At 68.1% G+C, this 17852-nt stretch carries 16 protein-coding genes; 11 read left to right on the forward strand and 5 right to left on the reverse strand.

Going from position 1 to position 17852, the window contains the following annotated elements:
- The first annotated feature begins 236 nt into the window (after positions 1-236).
- From Q3A80_RS22195 to Q3A80_RS22220, 6 genes are all read left to right on the forward strand, one after another.
- Positions 237-1865 (forward strand): ABC transporter substrate-binding protein, encoded by a 1629-nt coding sequence (locus tag Q3A80_RS22195; protein WP_446331016.1) that lies wholly within the window; start codon positions 237-239, stop codon positions 1863-1865.
- Positions 1866-1975: 110 nt separating this feature from the next.
- Positions 1976-2986 carry an ABC transporter permease subunit gene (locus tag Q3A80_RS22200; protein WP_446331017.1) on the forward strand — a complete coding sequence of 337 codons (1011 nt, stop codon included), beginning with the start codon at positions 1976-1978 and terminating at the stop codon, positions 2984-2986.
- A 4-nt stretch (positions 2987-2990) separates the two neighbouring features.
- Entirely contained in the window at positions 2991-3908 is a 918-nt protein-coding gene (locus tag Q3A80_RS22205; protein WP_446331018.1) for an ABC transporter permease subunit, read from the forward strand.
- Between the two features lies 1 nt (position 3909).
- Positions 3910-4908, forward strand: coding sequence for an ABC transporter ATP-binding protein (locus Q3A80_RS22210; protein ID WP_446331019.1), 999 nt, complete (start codon positions 3910-3912; stop codon positions 4906-4908).
- On the forward strand, positions 4905-5921 hold the full coding sequence (locus Q3A80_RS22215) for a peptide ABC transporter ATP-binding protein (protein WP_446331020.1): 1017 nt from the start codon (positions 4905-4907) through the stop codon (positions 5919-5921). The genes Q3A80_RS22210 and Q3A80_RS22215 overlap by 4 nt, the downstream gene beginning before the upstream one ends.
- The gene (locus Q3A80_RS22220; RefSeq protein WP_446331021.1) at positions 5914-7056 is read left to right on the forward strand and encodes a TraB/GumN family protein; all 1143 of its coding nucleotides are present in this window, start codon (positions 5914-5916) and stop codon (positions 7054-7056) included. Before Q3A80_RS22215 ends, Q3A80_RS22220 begins: the two co-directional genes overlap by 8 nt.
- A gap of 563 nt (positions 7057-7619) precedes the next feature.
- On the opposite strand, the gene pxpA is transcribed toward Q3A80_RS22220, so the two are convergent.
- The 3 genes from pxpA to pxpB are packed head-to-tail and all read right to left on the reverse strand — an operon-like array spanning position 7620 to position 10160.
- Positions 7620-8384 (reverse strand): 5-oxoprolinase subunit PxpA, encoded by a 765-nt coding sequence (pxpA, locus tag Q3A80_RS22225; RefSeq protein ID WP_446331022.1) that lies wholly within the window; start codon positions 8382-8384, stop codon positions 7620-7622.
- Between the two features lie 55 nt (positions 8385-8439).
- Entirely contained in the window at positions 8440-9507 is a 1068-nt protein-coding gene (locus Q3A80_RS22230) for a 5-oxoprolinase subunit C family protein (protein WP_446331023.1), read from the reverse strand.
- Positions 9504-10160: a 5-oxoprolinase subunit PxpB gene (gene pxpB, locus Q3A80_RS22235; protein ID WP_446331024.1), complete on the reverse strand. Its 657-nt coding sequence runs from the start codon at positions 10158-10160 to the stop codon at positions 9504-9506. Before pxpB ends, Q3A80_RS22230 begins: the two co-directional genes overlap by 4 nt.
- Positions 10161-10308: 148 nt before the next feature.
- Here pxpB and Q3A80_RS22240 point away from each other — a divergent pair, with 148 nt between their 5' ends.
- Positions 10309-10821, forward strand: a complete 513-nt coding sequence (locus Q3A80_RS22240; RefSeq protein WP_121861190.1) for a winged helix DNA-binding protein — start codon at positions 10309-10311, stop codon at positions 10819-10821.
- A gap of 71 nt (positions 10822-10892) precedes the next feature.
- On the opposite strand, the gene Q3A80_RS22245 is transcribed toward Q3A80_RS22240, so the two are convergent.
- Complete coding sequence (locus Q3A80_RS22245) at positions 10893-11501, reverse strand: 5-formyltetrahydrofolate cyclo-ligase (protein WP_446331025.1); 609 nt, start codon at positions 11499-11501, stop codon at positions 10893-10895.
- 8 nt (positions 11502-11509) lie between these two features.
- Here Q3A80_RS22245 and Q3A80_RS22250 point away from each other — a divergent pair, with 8 nt between their 5' ends.
- From Q3A80_RS22250 to Q3A80_RS22265, 4 genes are read left to right on the forward strand one after another with little or no spacing between them, the layout of a single operon-like run.
- Positions 11510-13462 (forward strand): transglycosylase SLT domain-containing protein, encoded by a 1953-nt coding sequence (locus Q3A80_RS22250; protein ID WP_446331026.1) that lies wholly within the window; start codon positions 11510-11512, stop codon positions 13460-13462.
- A 57-nt stretch (positions 13463-13519) separates the two neighbouring features.
- Positions 13520-14479 carry a complex I NDUFA9 subunit family protein gene (locus Q3A80_RS22255; protein ID WP_446331027.1) on the forward strand — a complete coding sequence of 320 codons (960 nt, stop codon included), beginning with the start codon at positions 13520-13522 and terminating at the stop codon, positions 14477-14479.
- Positions 14480-14535: 56 nt separating this feature from the next.
- Positions 14536-15183: a glutathione S-transferase family protein gene (locus Q3A80_RS22260; RefSeq protein WP_446331028.1), complete on the forward strand. Its 648-nt coding sequence runs from the start codon at positions 14536-14538 to the stop codon at positions 15181-15183.
- Positions 15180-16421 carry a multifunctional CCA addition/repair protein gene (locus Q3A80_RS22265; RefSeq protein WP_446331029.1) on the forward strand — a complete coding sequence of 414 codons (1242 nt, stop codon included), beginning with the start codon at positions 15180-15182 and terminating at the stop codon, positions 16419-16421. Before Q3A80_RS22260 ends, Q3A80_RS22265 begins: the two co-directional genes overlap by 4 nt.
- 376 nt (positions 16422-16797) lie before the next feature.
- On the opposite strand, the gene Q3A80_RS22270 is transcribed toward Q3A80_RS22265, so the two are convergent.
- Entirely contained in the window at positions 16798-17652 is an 855-nt protein-coding gene (locus Q3A80_RS22270) for a helix-turn-helix domain-containing protein (protein ID WP_446331030.1), read from the reverse strand.
- Between the last annotated feature and the right edge of the window lie 200 nt (positions 17653-17852).

A 17852-nucleotide genomic window follows, 5' to 3' on the forward strand; every position in this document is an offset into this window, starting at 1 on the left:
TTCGCATGCGCGCGGGAATTGTTTAGTTGTCGAAGGAAACACGCGCCGGATGAACGAAATCGCCGCTCGCGCGTGCACACGCACCTTTCGCATGAGCGAGACATCGGCAAAAACCCGTGTAAACGCGTCTAGAAGAGTTTTTTCTCCAGCTTGTTGCAGAATCGCTAGCTCAAGTAATATCCGCGTACCCCGGCCCCCCTGCGGGACCGGTTCCGATCTGGAGACCTGGAGGAAACATGGAATACAACCGTCTGTTGCACACCCTGCGTGTTACCGCCATTGCAGGCGTGGCAGCGGCATCGCTCGGCGTCGCGGGTTCTGCATTCGCACAGATCCCGAACAAAACGCTCGTCTACTGCTCAGAAGGCAGCCCGGCGGGTTTTGATTCCGCGCAATTCACGACCGGCGTCGATTTCACCGCCGCCACGTTCACCGTCTACAACCGCCTCGTCGAATTCGAGCGCGGCGGCACCAAGGTCGAACCGGGCCTCGCCGAGAAATGGGACGTGTCGTCCGACGGCAAGGTGTACACGTTCCACCTGCGCCACGGCGTCAAGTTCCACACGACCGACTTCTTCAAGCCGACGCGCGAATTCAACGCGGACGACGTCGTGTTCACGTTCGAGCGCATGCTCGACCCGAACAATGCTTTCCGCAAGGCGTACCCGGTGTCGTTCCCGTACTTCACCGACATGGGCCTCGACAAGCTGATCACGAAGGTCGAGAAGGTCGATCCGTACACCGTGAAGTTCACGCTCGCCGAGCCGAATGCGCCGTTCATCCAGAACATGGCGATGGAATTCGCGTCGATCCTGTCGGCCGAATACGGCGACCAGCTGATGAAGGCCGGCAAGGCGGCCGACATCAACCAGAAGCCGGTCGGCACGGGCCCGTTCATCTTCCGCAGCTACACGAAGGACGCGACGATCCGGTTCGACGGCAATCCTGATTACTGGAAGAAGGGCGCGGTGAAGCTGTCGAAGCTGATCTTCTCGATCACGCCCGATCCGGGCGTGCGCGTGCAGAAGATCAAGCGCAACGAATGCCAGGTGATGAGCTATCCGCGTCCGGCCGACATCGCGACGCTGAAGGCCGACTCGGGCATCGACATGCCGTCGCAGCCGGGCTTCAACCTCGGCTACCTCGCGTACAACGTCGAGCACAAGCCGGTCGACAAGCTCGAAGTGCGTCAGGCGCTCGACATGGCGATCAACAAGAAGGCGATCCTCGAATCCGTCTATCAGGGCGCGGGCCAGGCTGCCAGCGCGCCGATGCCGCCGACCCAATGGTCGTACGACAAGAACCTGAAGATGGCCGCGTACGACACCGCGAAGGCGAAGGCGTTGCTCGCGAAGGCAGGCTACCCGAACGGTTTCGAGATCACGCTGTGGGCGATGCCGGTGCAGCGCGCGTACAACCCGAACGCGCGCCTGATGGCCGAGATGATCCAGGCCGACTGGGCGAAGATCGGCGTGAAGGCGAAGATCGTCACGTACGAGTGGGGCGAGTACATCAAGCGTGCACACACGGGCGAGCAGGACACGATGCTGATCGGCTGGACGGGCGACAACGGCGACCCGGACAACTGGCTCGGCACGCTGCTCGGCTGCGAGGCGATCAAGGGCAACAACTTCTCGCACTGGTGCTACAAGCCGTTCGACGAGCTGGTCCAGAAGGGCCGCACGACGACGGGCCAGGACGCGCGCACGAAGATCTACACGCAGGCGCAGCAGATCTTCGCGCAGCAGCTGCCGTTCTCGCCGATCGCGAACTCGACGGTCTACCAGCCGGTCCGCAAGAACGTAGTCGACATGCGCATCGAACCGCTCGGCTACGCCCGCTTCGACGGTGTTGGCGTGAAGTAACACGCGTGTCGTAAGCTGTCGCGAAGACCGGCTAATTCATCCGGCGGCGGGGGGCCACGAGCTTCCCGTCGCCGGTCGCACATTTCCCACAAGAAAATACGAGACGCATCATGTTCACATTCGTGTTGCGCCGCGTGGGCATGGTGATTCCGACCTTCATCGGCATCACCATCCTGGCGTTTGCGCTGATTCACCTGATACCGGGCGACCCCATCGAAGTGATGATGGGCGAGCGCGGCGTCGATCCCGCGATGCATGCAGAGGCGATGAAACGCCTCGGGCTCGACCAGCCGCTGCCGTTGCAGTATCTCCACTACATCGGCCGGGCGCTGCATGGCGACCTCGGCACGTCGATCATCACCAACACCAGCGTCGCGGGCGAATTCTTCGCGCGCTTCCCGGCGACCGTCGAACTGTCGCTGTGCGCGCTGGTATTCGCGCTCGTGGTCGGGCTGCCGGCCGGCGTGATCGCCGCGCTGCGGCGCGGCTCGGTCGTCGATCACGGCGTGATGGGCACCGCGCTCACCGGCTATTCGATGCCGATCTTCTGGTGGGGGCTGATCCTCATCATGGTGTTCTCGTCGTATCTCGGCTGGACGCCCGTGTCGGGCCGCATCGCGGTCGAATACGACTTCCCGCATCCGACGGGCTTCATGCTGATCGACGCGCTGCTCGCGCCGGACGAAGGGTCGTTCAAGTCGGCGGTCAGCCACCTGATCCTGCCAGCGATCGTGCTCGGCACGATCCCGCTCGCGGTGATCGCGCGGATGACGCGCTCGTCGATGCTCGAAGTGCTGCGCGAGGACTACATCCGCACGGCCCGCGCGAAGGGGCTGTCGCCCGCGCGCGTGGTCGTCGTGCATGCGCTGCGCAACGCGCTGATCCCGGTCGTCACCGTGATCGGCCTGCAGATCGGCACGCTGCTTGCGGGCGCCGTGCTGACCGAGACGCTCTTTTCGTGGCCCGGTGTCGGCAAGTGGCTGATCGATGCAATCGGCCGCCGCGACTATCCGGTCGTCCAGGGCGGCATCCTGCTGATCGCGACGCTCGTGATCGTCGTGAACCTGGTCGTCGACCTGCTGTACGGCGTGCTGAATCCGCGCATCCGCCACACGAGGTAATTCCATGAGCAATCTGCAAAATACCCTGCCGAGCGAATCCGCGCCGGCCGGCGGCCGCGCGCTCGCGCTGCGCGAGTTCTGGGCCAACTTCTCGCGCAACCGCGGCGCCGTCGGCGCCGGCATCGTCGTGCTCGTGCTGATCCTGGTCGCGATCCTCGCGCCGCTGATCGCGCCGCACAGCCCGGTCGAGCAATACCGCGACTACGTGAAGATCCCGCCCGCATGGCTCGCCGGCGGCAACTGGCAATTCATCCTCGGCACCGACGAAGCGGGCCGCGACATCCTTTCGCGGCTGATGTTCGGCGCGCGGATGTCGTTCTGGATCGGCTTCGTGTCGGTCGTGCTCGCGCTGATCCCCGGCATCGTGCTCGGGCTCGTCGCCGCGTTCTTCCAGAAGTGGGCCGACACGCCGGTGATGCGCATCATGGACGTGCTGCTCGCGCTGCCGTCGCTGCTGCTCGCGGTCGCGGTCGTCGCGATCATCGGCCCGGGCCTCACCAACACGATGTTCGCGATCGCGATCGTCGCATTGCCGGCCTACGTGCGTCTCACGCGCGCGTCGGCGCTCGGCGAGCTGCAGAAGGAGTACGTGACGGCGTCGCGCGTGGCCGGGGCCGGCACGCTGCGTCTGATGTTCTCGCAGGTGCTGCCGAACTGCACGGCCCCGCTGATCGTGCAGGCGACGCTCGGTTTCTCGTCGGCGATCCTCGACGCGGCCGCGCTCGGCTTCCTTGGCCTCGGCGTGCAGCCGCCGACCGCCGAGTGGGGCGCGATGCTCGCGTCCGCACGCGACTACATCGACAACGCGTGGTGGATCGTGACGATGCCCGGCCTGTCGATCCTGATTTCGGTGCTCGCGATCAACCTGCTCGGCGACGGGCTGCGCGACGCGTTGGATCCCAAACTGAAACGGATGGCCTGACATGACACAGAATCTTCTGACCATCCGCAATCTCGCGGTGAACTTCAACGGCCTGCCTGCTGTCGACCGGATCAACCTGTCGATCGCGCCGGGCGAGGTGGTGGGCGTCGTCGGCGAATCGGGTTCGGGCAAGAGCGTGACGATGATGGCGCTGATGGGCCTGATCGATGCGCCGGGCAAGGTGACGGCCGACGAAGTGACGTTCAACGGCGTCGACCTGCTGAAGGCGTCGCCAAAGGCGCGCCGCAGGATCGTCGGCAAGGACATCGCAATGGTGTTCCAGGACGCGCTCACCAGCCTGAACCCGAGCTACACGGTCGGCTACCAGATCAAGGAGGTGCTGAAGCTGCACGAAGGCCTGCGCGGCGACGCGCTGCACCGGCGCGCGCTCGAACTGCTCGACCAGGTCGGCATTCCCGATGCGAAGAACCGCATCGCGGCGTTTCCGCACCAGATGTCGGGCGGGATGAACCAGCGCGTGATGATCGCGATGGCGGTCGCGTGCAACCCGAAGCTGCTGATCGCCGACGAGCCGACCACCGCGCTCGACGTGACGATCCAGGCGCAGATCATGGATCTGCTCGTGAAGCTGCAGAAGGAGCGCGGGATGGCGCTCGTGCTGATCTCGCACGACCTCGCCGTGGTATCGGAAGTCGCGCAGCGCGTCGCGGTGATGTATGCGGGCGAGGTCATCGAGACCAATCGCGTGCCGGACATCTTCCGTGCGCCGCATCATCCGTACACCGAAGCGCTGCTCGCGGCGATTCCCGAGCACAATAAGGGTGCGCGTCGCCTTGCCGCATTGCCGGGCATGGTGCCGGGCCGCGACGATCGCCCGTCCGGATGCCTGTTCGCGCCGCGCTGCAAGTACGTCGTCGACGATTGCCGCAAGGCGCGCCCGGCGCTCGACACGCTGGTGGCGGCCGACGACGCGATGCGTGCGCGCTGCATCAAGCCGCTCAATGTTTCCAACCTCGACCTGACGGGAGGCGCACGATGAATGCAGTCCACGAAACGCGTGCGGCTTCGCACGACGAGGAGGCGGTGCTGGTCGCCGACCAGCTCGCGAAGCACTACACGGTCAAGCGCGGGATGTTCGGGCAGGGCACCGTGAAGGCGCTGAACGGCGTGTCGTTCACGCTCAGACGCGGCAAGACGCTCGCCGTCGTCGGCGAATCGGGCTGCGGGAAGTCGACGCTCGCGCGCCAGCTCACGATGATCGAGACGCCGACGTCCGGCCATCTGACGATCGACGGCAAGGACGTCGCCGGCGCGAATCGCGAGACGGTCGCCGACCTGCGCCGCCGCGTGCAGATGGTGTTCCAGAACCCGTTCGCGTCGCTGAATCCGCGCAAGACCGTCGAGCAGACGCTGTCCGAGCCGCTCGAGATCAACGCGAAGCTGACCGCCGCGGAGCGGGCGGCGCGCATCGCGCAGATCATGCGCACGGTCGGCCTGCGGCCCGAGCACGCGAAGCGCTATCCGCACATGTTCTCGGGCGGTCAGCGCCAGCGCGTCGCGATCGCGCGCGCGATGATCCTCGATCCGCGGATCGTCGTCGCCGACGAGCCGGTGTCCGCGCTCGACGTGTCGATCCAGGCGCAGATCCTGAACCTGTTCATGGACCTGCAGGAACAGTTCAAGACGAGCTACGTGTTCATCTCGCACAACCTGTCGGTGGTCGAGCACGTCGCGGACGACGTGATGGTGATGTACTTCGGCAGCGTCGCCGAGCTCGGCGACAAGGCGACGATCTACGCGCGGCCGCGCCATCCGTACACGCGCGCGCTGATGTCGGCGACGCCGGCGATCTTCGAGGAAGACCGCCGCGTGCAGATCAAGCTGCAGGGCGAGCTGCCGTCGCCGCTCAATCCGCCGTCGGGCTGCGCGTTTCACCAGCGCTGCCCGTACGCGATCGAGCGCTGCCGTGTCGAGGAACCGCAGCTGCGCGACGTCGACGGACGCCGCGTGGCCTGCCATCGCGCCGAGGAGGTGGGGGAGGCGAATGCCTGATGGTCTGGCGGCGCGCGCGCCTGGCGTGCGCCGTTCGGGGGCCGGCCGCGCGCACGTGATGCGCGCGTGCCGCAACGCACGGCGCTGGAGCGTGCGCACGGTCACGCGCGCGGCGCTGGCCGGCGCGTGCGTGGCCGCCAGTGTGCTGGTCCCGGTCGACGCCGTGCGTGCCGAAGGGCGCGCGCCGGCGACTTCGCCGATCCATCCGTCGCAGGTCCCGCCCGGCATGAGCCTGCCGGGCTTTCACGCGCCGTCCGTGTCGAACGGCACGGTCGCGCGCGGCACGGTGCGCGTGCAGCCCGCGCGCATGCCGTTCTATGTCGCCACCAAGGGCAAGGTCACGCTGTACGTGCTCGGCACGCTGCACACGGGCGACCCGTCCGACTATCCGCCGGCCCAGCCGTTCCGGTCGCCGATCCTCGCGGCGCTCGCCGCGTCGCCGACGCTCGCGCTCGAGCTGTCGCCGGACGATCTGCTCGAATCGCAGGACGACGTGTCGAAGTACGGCGTGTGCCGCTACCCGTGCCTGCAGCGCCTGCTTCCCGAGCCGCTGTGGCAGCGGCTCGCCGCGCGGCTGCGCGGCAACCCGGCCGCGCTCGCCGAGATTCGCCGGATGCGGCCGTGGCTCGCGGCGCTGGTCGTCGAGACCTACGACTCGCTGTCGGCCGGCCTGCAGACCGAGTTCGGCACCGAGGCGCAGCTGCAGAACGTGTTCCTGAAGAAGAAGGGCGGCCGCGTGATCGGGCTCGAGACGCTCGCCGAGCAGATGCGCGCGTTCACCGGGCTCACGCTCGCCGAGCAGCGCGAGATGCTCGCGCAGGACATGGTGCAGACGCCCGCACAGAACGCCGACGACATCAAGGCGCTGCACCGGCTGTGGCAAATTGGCGACGCCGACGCGATCTCCGCGTGGGCGGTCGCGAAGAGCGAACGGCTGGCCCGTTCGAAGGCGCTGTCGGCCGCGATCGACAACAAGATCCTGTACGAGCGCAACCGGCGCTTCGTTGCACGGATGACGGCAATCGCGGCGCCGAACCGGCCGGTATTCGTCGCGATCGGCGCGCTGCATCTGGGCGGCCGGCGCGGCGTGCTCGAATTGTTGCGCCAGCAAGGATACCGGGTCGACGCGAACTGATCGCGCGCGACGGCGTTCCTCGATCCTCCCCCGTTTGATCGACGGCGCAGAGACGATCCAGTGCGGATGCGCGGCCGTACGCGCCGATAAGGAAAACCCTCGAAACCTCAGTAAATAGCGTTTAAAACGATTGACATCCCGTTCTGCCAATCTCTATTCTTCATCCCACAAGTTGAAAAAATGAAAAGAATAGATAAAGTTCTACGGGGTAGCAGAAAACAAAGCGCGGGGTTAGCGTAGCCGGCACGAATGATCGTGCCGGCCGCGGAGTGTCTGCATGCACGGCGGGGCCAAACATCGTCGGCACAACAAATGCATGCGGCAGACTTGCGGTATAAGCGACGTTCCGTCGTCCGACCGGGGGAAGCAGTAATCGGGCGGCGGCGGACGTTTTTTAATCCGGAGCATCTTTCCGGTCACCGTCGAACGACGGTTTCGGGGTGGCGAATCGACAGACGGCGAAGTCCGCGGCGATTGTGCCAACAGAAAAGCGCCACGAGGGCGCTTTTTTCTTTTGGGGCGGCGGATTTGTCGGGCCGGGCCGCGACGGTGCCGAACTGCCGCTACGCGCGTTCGTCGGCCTGCAGCGCGCCGGGCGCGACGACGTCGACGCCGGCCGCTTCGAGTGCCGCGCGGATCCGCTTCGCGAACGCGAGCGCATGCGGGCCGTCGCCGTGCAGGCAGACCGTCTGCGCATTGAGCGGTACCCATTCGCCGCTCACCGCGCGCACCTGCCGCTCGCGCACCATGTCCAGCGTGCGTGCGAGCACCGCGTCTTCGTCGTCGATCAGCGCGCCGGGCTGGCTGCGCGGCACGAGCGAGCCGTCCGCGCGGTAGCCGCGATCGGCGAATACTTCCTCCACCGCGGCGAGTCCCGCATGGCGCGCGGCCGCGACGAACACGCTGTTCGCGAGCCCGAACACCGCGAGCGACGGATCGAAGTCGTGGATCGCCGATACGACCGCGTCCGCGATCATCGGGTCGCGCGCGGCCTGGTTGTACAGCGCGCCATGCGGCTTCACGTGCGCGATCCGGCCGCCCTCGGCCTGCGCGATCGCCGACAGCGCGCCGAGCTGGTACAGCACTCCCGCGTAGATGTCGCCGGCCGGCAGCTGCATTTCCTTGCGGCCGAAATTCTCCGGGTCGTGAAAGCTCGGGTGTGCGCCGATCGACACGCCCTTCTGCACGGCCCAGCGCACGCAGTCGCGCATCGCATTGGCGCCGCCCGCATGCCAGCCGCATGCGATGTTCGCCGACGTGACGAGGTCGAGCAGCGCCTCGTCCGATCCGCATCCTTCGCCGAGATCGGCATTCAGATCGATTTCCATGATGTTCCTCGTCCACTGATCGCGTGGCGCGTCCTTCGTCCTGCTTCCGCCATTGTCACGCTGCGCGCGATTGCGTGCGGCGTCGGGTTTCCTCGCGCATCTCGATCGCGACGTCGATTTGCCGCAGATACGCGCGCTCCGCGGTCAGCGCGGCGCGCGCGGCGTCGGCTGTCGTGCGCACGAAGCGGATCGGCAGGTTGAGCCGCGCCTGCGCGAGTTTCCACAGATCGGCGCGGATTACCGTGCCGATCTTCGGATAGCCGCCGGTGGTCTGCGCGTCGTGCATCAGCACGATCGGCTGGCCGTTCGGCGGCACCTGGATCGTGCCGGGCAGCACCGCGTGCGACAGCAGCTCGACCGGACGCTCGCGCGCGAGCTCGGCACCGGCGAGCCGATAGCCCATCCGGTTGCTGTTCGCGGTGACGAGCCATTCCTCATCCCAGAACGCCTGCTGCGAATCGGCCGCGAACGACGCGTAGTCGGGGCCGGGCAGCACGCGCACGGGCATCGCCCACGGCGCATGCGCGGGCCGGTGACGGCGCGGCGGCTCGTCGACGCGCACGAACGCGCACCACGCAGGCGCCTTCACGCCGAATTCGGGCGCATCGGCCGCGAGGCAGCCGGCGCCGGCCGGCGGCACGCCGACCGGGAGCCGGTCGCCGTCGCGCAGCGCGCGGCCGCCGAGGCCGCCGAAGCGCGACGCGAGATCGGTGCTGCGCGAGCCGAGCATCGGCAGCACGTCGATGCCGCCCGCGATGCACAGGTAGCCGCGCATCCCGCGCTTGGCGGCCGGCAGCACGAGCGTCTGGCCGGCGTCGACCGGCAGGCTCCACCACGAGTACACGGGCTTGCCGTCGAGCGTCGCGCCGAATTCGGTGCCGGTGATCGCGATGCGCGCCGCGCGCGTGAAGCGGAACGCGGCCGGCCCGATCGTGATTTCGACGGCGGCCGCGTCGGGGCGGTTGCCGACGAGGCGGTTGCCGACCTCGAGCGCGAGGCCGTCGAGCGCGCCGCCCTGCGCGACGCCGAGATGGCGCGTGCCGCGGCGGCCGAGATCCTGCACGGTCGACAGCGGGCCGGCGCGGACGACCTCGATCGTGCCCGGTGCGGTGTTCTGGGTCATGTCGCGTCGACTCCGGCAATGGTGAAGCGCACGCGGTCGCCGGGCAGCAGCAGCGTCGGCTGCGCGCGGGCCGGGTCGAACAGCACGTGCGACGTGCGGCCGATCAGCTGCCAGCCGCCGGGCGACGTGGCCGGATAGATGCCCGTCTGCGCGCCGCCGATGCCGACCGAGCCGGCCGGCACCTCGAGCCGCGGCGCCGCGCGTCGCGGCGTGTGCAGCGACGCATCGAGGCCGCCGAGATACGCGAAGCCCGGCTGAAAGCCGATGAAGAACACCACGTATTCGCCGGCCGCGTGGCGCGCGACGACTTCGTCGGCCGCGAGCCCCGTGTGCGCGGCGACCGCCGCGAGGTCGGGGCCGGCGGCACCGCCGTATTCGACCGGGATCTCGATCTCGCGGCCGTCCGCGTGCTCGACGTCGGCGGTTTCCCACGCGTCGCGCAGCGCCGGCGTGAGCGACTCGGCCGTCGCGGCGAGCGCATCGAACACGATCGTAAGATTGTTCATGCCGGGCACGACGTCGATCACGTCGGGCCACGCGCGTGCGGCCTCGGCGACGGCCCAGACGCGGCGCTGGCAATCGAGCGTGGCGGGCGGCGGCACCTCGCAGACGAGGGCGGCATCGCCGAGCGGATAAATGCGGGGTTGCGTCATCGGACTGGCACGGTTCGGACGGCAATGTTAGCGCACATTGTCAATAAAATATCGACAACTTCTCAATAAGCGTTTTTGCCTAGCTCGTATGCCGCGGCTTCTGTCGTACACTCGGCACACCCTGACATCCTGCTTGCGCTGCCTTTCCATGAAGCGTCCTCCGACCAAGATCGTGTCATCCGAACACCTCGTTTCCGATTCGAGCGCGGAGCTGTCGGAGCTCGAATACGGGCTCATCATGGCCGGCAACGCATTCAACCGATGGATGGTGCGCTGCATGTCGGCCGCGGGCGCGAAGGACATGACGGCGGTCGAAGTCTCGCTGCTGCATCACGTGAGCCATCGCGAACGCAAGAAGAAGCTCGCCGACATCTGCTTCGTGCTCAATATCGAGGATACGCACGTCGCGACCTATGCGCTGAAAAAACTGATCGCGCGTGGCTATGTGAAAAGCGAGAAGAGCGGCAAGGAAGTGTTCTTCTTCGCGACCGACGCGGGCCGCGAGCTGTGCCTGAAGTATCGCGAGGTGCGCGAGCATTGCCTGATCGAGACGCTGAAGGACAGCGGCCTCACCAACGAGCAGATCGGCGACGCGGCGCAACTGCTGCGCCATGCATCGGGCCTCTACGACACCGCTGCGCGCGCGGCGGCGTCGCTGTAAACGATTGCGGACGGGGCGGCGGCGAACGCGGTGACGCGCGGGATGCCGCTCGCGCGGCGTCGCGCACCGCGTCATCCGGCCGACGGGTAAAGCGCGCCGTCGGTCACGATCCAGCCCATCGCGAGATCGTGCGCTTCGGCAGGCAGCGCATCGACGCGGCACGCTTCGTATGCGATGCCGACCGTCACCGGCAGCGTGTCGCCCGGCCAGACCGCGAGCGTGCGATCGTAGTAGCCGCCGCCATAGCCGAGCCGGTAGCGCTGCCGGTCGAATCCCACACACGGAATCAACAGCAGGTCGGGCACGACGACCACGCCCGAGGCCGGTTCCGGTATCCGGTGATGGCCTTCGCGCATCGGCGTATCCGCATCCCACGCATGGAACGCGAGCGGCGTGTGCTTCGCGCCGATCACCGGCAGCGCGGCGCGCCGGCCGGCACCTGCCGCGGCCCACGCGAGTACCGCGTCGCGCGCGTCGAATTCGCCCGGCAGCGGCCAGTAGAAGCCGACCGTGGCGGGCGCGAGCCGTTCGAGCAATGCGCGCAGCCGCGCGTCGAGCGCGGCGTTCGCGGCGGGCTGCGACGCGGCGTCGCGACGCGCGCCGGACAGCGTTTTGCGCAGCGCAACCTTCGGGTTCGGCACAGGGTTGCATGCTATGCTTTCGCTCACTTCGTGCTCCATTCAATACGATGTCGAACAGCCTTTTCCGAGTATATCGCGCGGTCGCGCTCACGCTTTCGGCCGCCGCGCTCGTCGCGGGCACGGCAGCGTGCGCCGCACCGGGCGACGACACGCTCGCCGGGGACGACCAGATCTTCGTGCAGCTTCGCGAAGCCGCGCGCCGCAACGACGCCGCGAAGGCCGCGCAGCTCGCGTCGATGATCCCGAACTATCCGGTTCCGTCCTACGTCGAGTATTTCCAGATCAAGCCGCAGCTGTTCGATGCGACGGGTCGCGCGCGCGTCGATGCGCCGGACGCACCCGTGCAGTCGTTCCTGCAGCGCTACGACGGCCAGGCGATCGCCGACCGCATGCGCAACGACTACCTGCTCGTGCTCGGCGCGCGCCACGACTGGCGCAATTTCGACGACCAGTACAAGCGCTTCGTGCTCGACGACGACACGCAGGTCAAGTGCTACGCGCTCGAATCGCGTGCGGCGCGCGGCGAGAACGTCGCCGACGCGGCGCGCGCGCTGCTCGTCGAGCCGAAATACTACGGCGATGCCTGTGTCGACCTGATTACGGCGCTCGCGGTGAACCAGCAGTTCACGAGCGACGACGTGTGGCAGCAGGCGCGTCTCGCGTACGAGCAGAACTACACGACGCTCGGCGGCAAGATCGTCGACGCGCTCGGCCCGCGCCCGGTCGGTTTCGACCAGGCGACGAGCGCGCCGCCGCTGTACCTCGCGCGCGGCATCGGCCCCGACGCGGCATCACACCAGCTCGCGCTGATCGCGCTTGGCCGGATGGCGCGCAACGATCCCGATGCGGCAGCCGGCATGCTCACGTCGGTCGCCGGCTCGCTGACGAAGCAGGAGCAGGCGATCGCGTGGGGCGCGATCGGCTACCAGGCTGCGATCAAGCGCTCGCCGCTCGCGTCCGTCTGGTATGCGAAATCCGCGAACGCGCCGCTGTCGAATCCGGGCTACGAATGGCGCACGCGTGCCGCGCTGCTCGCCGGCAACTGGCCGATGGTGCGCTGGTCGATCGAGCAGATGCCGCCGTCGCTGCGCGACGATCCGGCGTGGATCTACTGGCATGCGCGTGCGCTCAAGCAGAGCGGCGACACGCTGCAGGCGAACCAGGAATTCGAGCAGGTCGCCGGGCAGTACAACTTCTACGGGCAGCTCGCCGGCGAGGAGCTCGGCCAGCGCACGTCGATTCCGCCGCGCACGAAGGTGAGCGACGCCGAGATCGACGCGATGAGCAAGATCCCGGGCTTCGCGCTCGCGCAGCGCTTCTACGCGCTGAACCTGCGCCTCGAAGGCAATCGCGAATGGAACTGGCCGCTGCGCGGGATGACCGATCGCCAGCTGCTCGCGGCCGCCGAATACGGCAAGCGCATCGACCTGCTCGACCGCACGGTCAACACGGCCGACCGCACGAAGGCCGAGCACGACTTCACGCTGCGCTATCCGTCGCCGTACCGCGACATCGTCGAGCGCTACGCGCAGTCGACGGGCCTCGACATCGAATGGGCGTACGGGCTGATCCGCCAGGAATCGCGCTTCATCACGAACGCGCGTTCGTCGGTCGGCGCGGGCGGGCTGATGCAGCTGATGCCGGCCACCGCGCAGCTGGTCGCGAAGAAGCTCGGGATGGGCACGATCACGCGTGCGCAGATGCACGACATCAACACCAATATCCAGCTCGGCACCTGGTATCTGGCGGACATCTACAACAACTTCGACAGCTCGCCGGTGCTGGCGACCGCCGGCTACAACGCGGGCCCGGGCCGGCCGCGCCAGTGGCGCCAGGTGTTGACGCAGCCCGTGGAAGGCGCGATCTTCGCGGAGACGATTCCGTTCAACGAGACGCGCGAGTACGTGAAGAACGTGCTGTCGAACACCGTCTATTACGCGGCGCTGTTCGAGGGCAAACCGCAGTCGTTGAAGAAGCGTCTAGGCATGATCTCGCCCTGATCCGCAATCTTCACACTGCCGCGCGAGACGCGGCAGTGTTCTTTTGAGGCCATCGACATGGATCGCCAGACCGTCGCGCTGTTGGGCGGCACCGGCTTCATCGGCAGCCGGCTCGTCAATGCGCTGATCGATGCCGGCAAGCACGTGCGGATCGGCACGCGGCGGCGCGAGCATGCGCGCCACCTGCAGATGTTGCCGGTCGAGATCGTCGAGCTCGACGCGCTCGATGCGCGCACGCTCGCGCGGTTCGTCGCCGGCGCGCATGCGGCCGTCAATCTCGTCGGCGTCTTGCACGGCGGCCACGGCACGCCGTACGGGCCCGGCTTCGAGCGCGCGCACGTCGCGTTGCCGGCCGCGTTGGCCGCCGCGTGCGTCGAGGTCGGCGTGCGACGCGTGCTGCACATGAGCGCGCTCGGCGCCGATTCGCACGGCGCGAGCATGTACCAGCGCTCGAAAGGCGACGGCGAGGCCGCGCTGCATGCGGTCGCGGCGACCGATTCGCTCGCGCTGACGATCTTCCGTCCGTCGGTCGTGTTCGGTCCCGGCGACGCGTTCCTGAACACGTTCGCGAACCTGCAGCGCACGCTGCCCGTGCTGCCGCTCGCGATGCCGGACGCGCGCTTCCAGCCGGTGTTCGTCGGCGACGTCGTGCGCGCGTTCGTCAACACGCTCGATCTCGCCGGCGCGCACGGCAAGACCTACGAACTCGGCGGCCCGACCGTGTATACGCTCGAGCAGCTGGTGCGCTACTGCGGCACGCTGGTCGGCCGGCAGGCACGCATCGTGCGCCTGCCCGACGCACTTGCGCGGCTGCAGGCGCGCGTATTCGAATTGCTGCCCGGCGAGCCGGTGATCACGCGCGACAATCTCGCGTCGATGTCGGTGCCGAACGTGCTGTCCGGGCCGCTCGCGCCGGAACTCGGGATCTCGCCCGCGAGTCTCGAGAGTATCGCGCCCGCGTATCTCGGCCATGCCGCGCAGCGCTCGCGCTTCGACTGGCTCCGCACGCGCCGCTAGGCGTCGCGCGGCCGCCGCTTTCCGTCATTCACTTTCGCGCTATCCGGAACCCCGCCATGAAACTCGTCATTGGAGACAAGAACTACTCGTCGTGGTCGATGCGGCCGTGGCTGCTGCTCACGCATTTCGGCATCCCGTTCGACGAGATCGCGATCGAGCTGCGCCGCGACGACACGGCCGCGCGCATTCGCGAGTATTCGCCGAGCGGCAAGGTGCCGTGCCTGGTCGACGATCACGGCACCGCGATCTGGGATTCGCTCGCGATCGCCGAGACGCTCGCCGAGCGCTATCCGCAGTTCCCGCTGTGGCCGGCCGATCCGCTGCAGCGCGCACATGCGCGCTGCATCTCGGCCGAGATGCATTCGGGCTTCGCCGCGCTGCGCACCGAGATGGGGATGAACGTGCGCGCGTCGATGCCGGGCCGCGGCGCGACGCCCGATGCGCTCGCCGACGTCGCGCGCATCGACGCGCTGTGGAGCGCGTGCATCGAGGCATCGGGCGGCCCGTTCCTGTTCGGCGAATTCGGCATTGCCGATGCGATGTATGCGCCCGTCGTGATGCGCTTCAACACCTATGCGCCGGCGCTGTCGCCGGAGGCGGCCGGGTATGCCGCGCGCGTGACCGCGCTGCCGGCCGTGCAGCGCTGGATCGACGCCGCGCGCCGCGAAACCAACGTGATTGCCGAATACGAACCCACGCCATGAACATCTATGCAGTAGGCGGAGCGATCCGCGACGAATTGCTCGGCGTGCCGGTGCAGGACCGCGACTACGTGGTGGTGGGCGCGACGCCCGAGCAGATGGTCGCGCAGGGCTTTCGTCCGGTCGGCAAGGATTTTCCCGTGTTCCTGCATCCGGACACGCAGGAGGAGTACGCGCTCGCGCGCACCGAACGCAAGACGGCGGCCGGCTATCACGGCTTCCAGTTCTATTACGCGCCGGACGTGACGCTCGAAGAGGATCTCGCGCGGCGCGACCTGACGATCAATGCGATGGCGCGCGAAGTGACGCCGGCGGGCGAGCTGATCGGGCCGGTCATCGATCCGTTCGACGGCCAGGCCGACCTGCGTGCGCGCGTGTTCCGGCACGTCGGCGACGCGTTCGTCGAGGATCCGGTGCGGATCCTGCGGATCGCGCGCTTTGCCGCGCGCTTCGCGGATTTCACGGTCGCGGACGACACGCTCGCGCTGATGCGGCGCATGGTCGAGGCCGGCGAAGCGGACGCGCTGGTGCCCGAGCGCGTGTGGCAGGAGATCGCGCGCGGGCTGATGGAGGCGAAGCCGTCGCGGATGTTCGCGGTGCTGCGCGAGTGCGGCGCGCTCGCACGCATCCTGCCCGAGGTCGACGCATTGTGGGGCGTGCCGCAGCGCGCCGACTACCATCCGGAAGTCGACACCGGTGTGCACGTGATGATGGTCGTCGACTATGCGGCGAAGCAGGGTTACTCGCTGCCGGTGCGCTTCGCGGCGCTCACGCACGATCTCGGCAAGGCGACGACGCCCGCCGACGTGCTGCCGCGCCACGTCGGCCACGAAGGCCGCAGCGTCGACCTGATCAAGCCGTTGTGCGAGCGGCTGCGCGTGCCGAACGAATGCCGCGATCTCGCGCTGGTGGTCGCGCGCGAGCACGGCAACCTGCATCGCGTGATGGAGATGGGTGCGGCCGCGCTCGTGCGGTTCTTCGAGCGCAGCGACGCGCTGCGCAAGCCGGCGCGCTTCGCGGAGTTGCTGCAGGCGTGCGAGTCGGACGCGCGCGGCCGGCTCGGGCTCGATGAGCAGCCGTATCCGCAGGCCGAGCGGCTGCGCGTCGCGCTGGTCGCGGCGCGCAGCGTCGACGCGGGCGCGATCGCGCGCGGCATCGGCAACGACGCGATGCAGATCAAGGACGCCGTGCATCGCGCACGCATCGAGGCCGTCAAGCAGGCGCTGGCGATCGCGGAATAGGCGGGCGGAGGGCGCGGTTCGGTGTCGCGCGTCGGTGCGGTGACTCGGGGCGGGGATCGAGTGGTGCGACCCGGTGCTGCGATCAACGGCTGAGGTCCGGTGATGCGATCAGGTGCCGCGATCGGGTGGCGCGGTCCGGTGCTGCGACTCGGTGCCGTGATCCGGTGGCGCGGTCCGATGCTGCGATCAGTGCCGCGGTCCGGTGATGCGGTCCAGTGATGTGATCAGGTGCCGTAGTCCGGTGATGCGATCAGTGCCGCGATCGGGTGGCGCGGTCCGGTGATGCGATCGGGTACCGCGACCTGATTCCGCAACCCGATACCGAGCATCGTGCAAATGAACCGGGCCGCGCGGTGCGCGATCCGGCCGCCAGCCCTTACTTCTTCGTGCGGGCGGTTGCGCGGCGGGCCGGCGAGGCTGGAGCCGCACGCTTGCCGGCGCCCGCGCGCGACTTGCCGGCAGCCGGTTTGACCGCCGCGCGGGCCGGCGTGTCGGCGCGCCGTTGCGCATCGGTATCCGCATTCACGTCCACATCCACGTCCACGTCTCCCTTCACCGCGCGTTCGCGCTTCGGCGCCGGTTCGCGTCGGCTCACGCGCGGCTCGCCCGGCTTCGCGCCGGCATCGCGCGCGAGCAGCCTGAGCTTCATTGCCGCGGATCCGAGCTCCGCGCAGTCGTCGCCGAACAGCGGCAGCGTGCCGACCGCGATCAGTTCCGCCGGCCCGTCGCCGACGTTCGCGACGCGATGGCGCTTTCTCGCATCGAAGTGCAGCGAGTCGCCCGGCGACAGCGGGTAATCCTTCTTGCCGATCGTGTAGCAGACGCGGCCGGTCAGCACGTACACGAACTCGTCGCCGCCGTGCGCGACCCATTCCGAACGATAGCCTTCCATCATCCGGACCTTGAGCGCGTTGATCTGGCTGCCGTCGAACGTGGTGGACAGTCGCTCGTACCACTGCGACGCGGCGTCGACCGCGTACGGCTCGCGGCGGCCCGCGTGCGAGTCGGGCTGTGCCTGACGCGGCTGGTCGATCAGCGCACCGAGCGGTACGTCGAGCGCCTTCGCGACGTTCACGAGCGATGACAGCGAGATGCCCGTGAGATGGCGTTCGACCTGGGACAGGAAGCCGACCGACAGGTTCGCTTCGGTCGCGACTTCCAGCAGCGTCTTCTTCGCTTCCCGGCGCAGGCGGCGGATGCGCTGGCCGATACGCATGATGTCTGAATCCATGAATCTCTTTGGTGGCGACGAGTCGGGAGGCGAGCGGAGGGAGCGGTGCTGTCGCCGGACGGGGCTGTTCCGCGAATCGCGCGAAGCACGGCCGTCGGGACGATGCGCGCGCATTGTACCGCCGGGTGCGCCGGCACGCTCCGACGCGGGCAGCGCGGCGCGACGCAGGCTCTGCCGCTGCGCTGCCACGGAATCGCGCA

The organism is Burkholderia sp. SR8 (assembly GCF_052851275.1).

What these genes read in the sequence shown, in the direction of transcription:
- Q3A80_RS22195 (WP_446331016.1), top strand. Translation starts at nt 237, where the DNA reads ATGGAATACAACCGTCTGTTGCACACCCTGCGTGTTACCGCCATTGCA.
- Q3A80_RS22200 (WP_446331017.1), top strand. Translation starts at nt 1,976, where the DNA reads ATGTTCACATTCGTGTTGCGCCGCGTGGGCATGGTGATTCCGACCTTC.
- Q3A80_RS22205 (WP_446331018.1), top strand. Translation starts at nt 2,991, where the DNA reads ATGAGCAATCTGCAAAATACCCTGCCGAGCGAATCCGCGCCGGCCGGC.
- Q3A80_RS22210 (WP_446331019.1), top strand. Translation starts at nt 3,910, where the DNA reads ATGACACAGAATCTTCTGACCATCCGCAATCTCGCGGTGAACTTCAAC.
- Q3A80_RS22215 (WP_446331020.1), top strand. Translation starts at nt 4,905, where the DNA reads ATGAATGCAGTCCACGAAACGCGTGCGGCTTCGCACGACGAGGAGGCG.
- Q3A80_RS22220 (WP_446331021.1), top strand. Translation starts at nt 5,914, where the DNA reads ATGCCTGATGGTCTGGCGGCGCGCGCGCCTGGCGTGCGCCGTTCGGGG.
- pxpA (WP_446331022.1), bottom strand. Translation starts at nt 8,384, where the DNA reads ATGGAAATCGATCTGAATGCCGATCTCGGCGAAGGATGCGGATCGGAC.
- Q3A80_RS22230 (WP_446331023.1), bottom strand. Translation starts at nt 9,507, where the DNA reads ATGACCCAGAACACCGCACCGGGCACGATCGAGGTCGTCCGCGCCGGC.
- pxpB (WP_446331024.1), bottom strand. Translation starts at nt 10,160, where the DNA reads ATGACGCAACCCCGCATTTATCCGCTCGGCGATGCCGCCCTCGTCTGC.
- Q3A80_RS22240 (WP_121861190.1), top strand. Translation starts at nt 10,309, where the DNA reads ATGAAGCGTCCTCCGACCAAGATCGTGTCATCCGAACACCTCGTTTCC.
- Q3A80_RS22245 (WP_446331025.1), bottom strand. Translation starts at nt 11,501, where the DNA reads ATGGAGCACGAAGTGAGCGAAAGCATAGCATGCAACCCTGTGCCGAAC.
- Q3A80_RS22250 (WP_446331026.1), top strand. Translation starts at nt 11,510, where the DNA reads ATGTCGAACAGCCTTTTCCGAGTATATCGCGCGGTCGCGCTCACGCTT.
- Q3A80_RS22255 (WP_446331027.1), top strand. Translation starts at nt 13,520, where the DNA reads ATGGATCGCCAGACCGTCGCGCTGTTGGGCGGCACCGGCTTCATCGGC.
- Q3A80_RS22260 (WP_446331028.1), top strand. Translation starts at nt 14,536, where the DNA reads ATGAAACTCGTCATTGGAGACAAGAACTACTCGTCGTGGTCGATGCGG.
- Q3A80_RS22265 (WP_446331029.1), top strand. Translation starts at nt 15,180, where the DNA reads ATGAACATCTATGCAGTAGGCGGAGCGATCCGCGACGAATTGCTCGGC.
- Q3A80_RS22270 (WP_446331030.1), bottom strand. Translation starts at nt 17,652, where the DNA reads ATGGATTCAGACATCATGCGTATCGGCCAGCGCATCCGCCGCCTGCGC.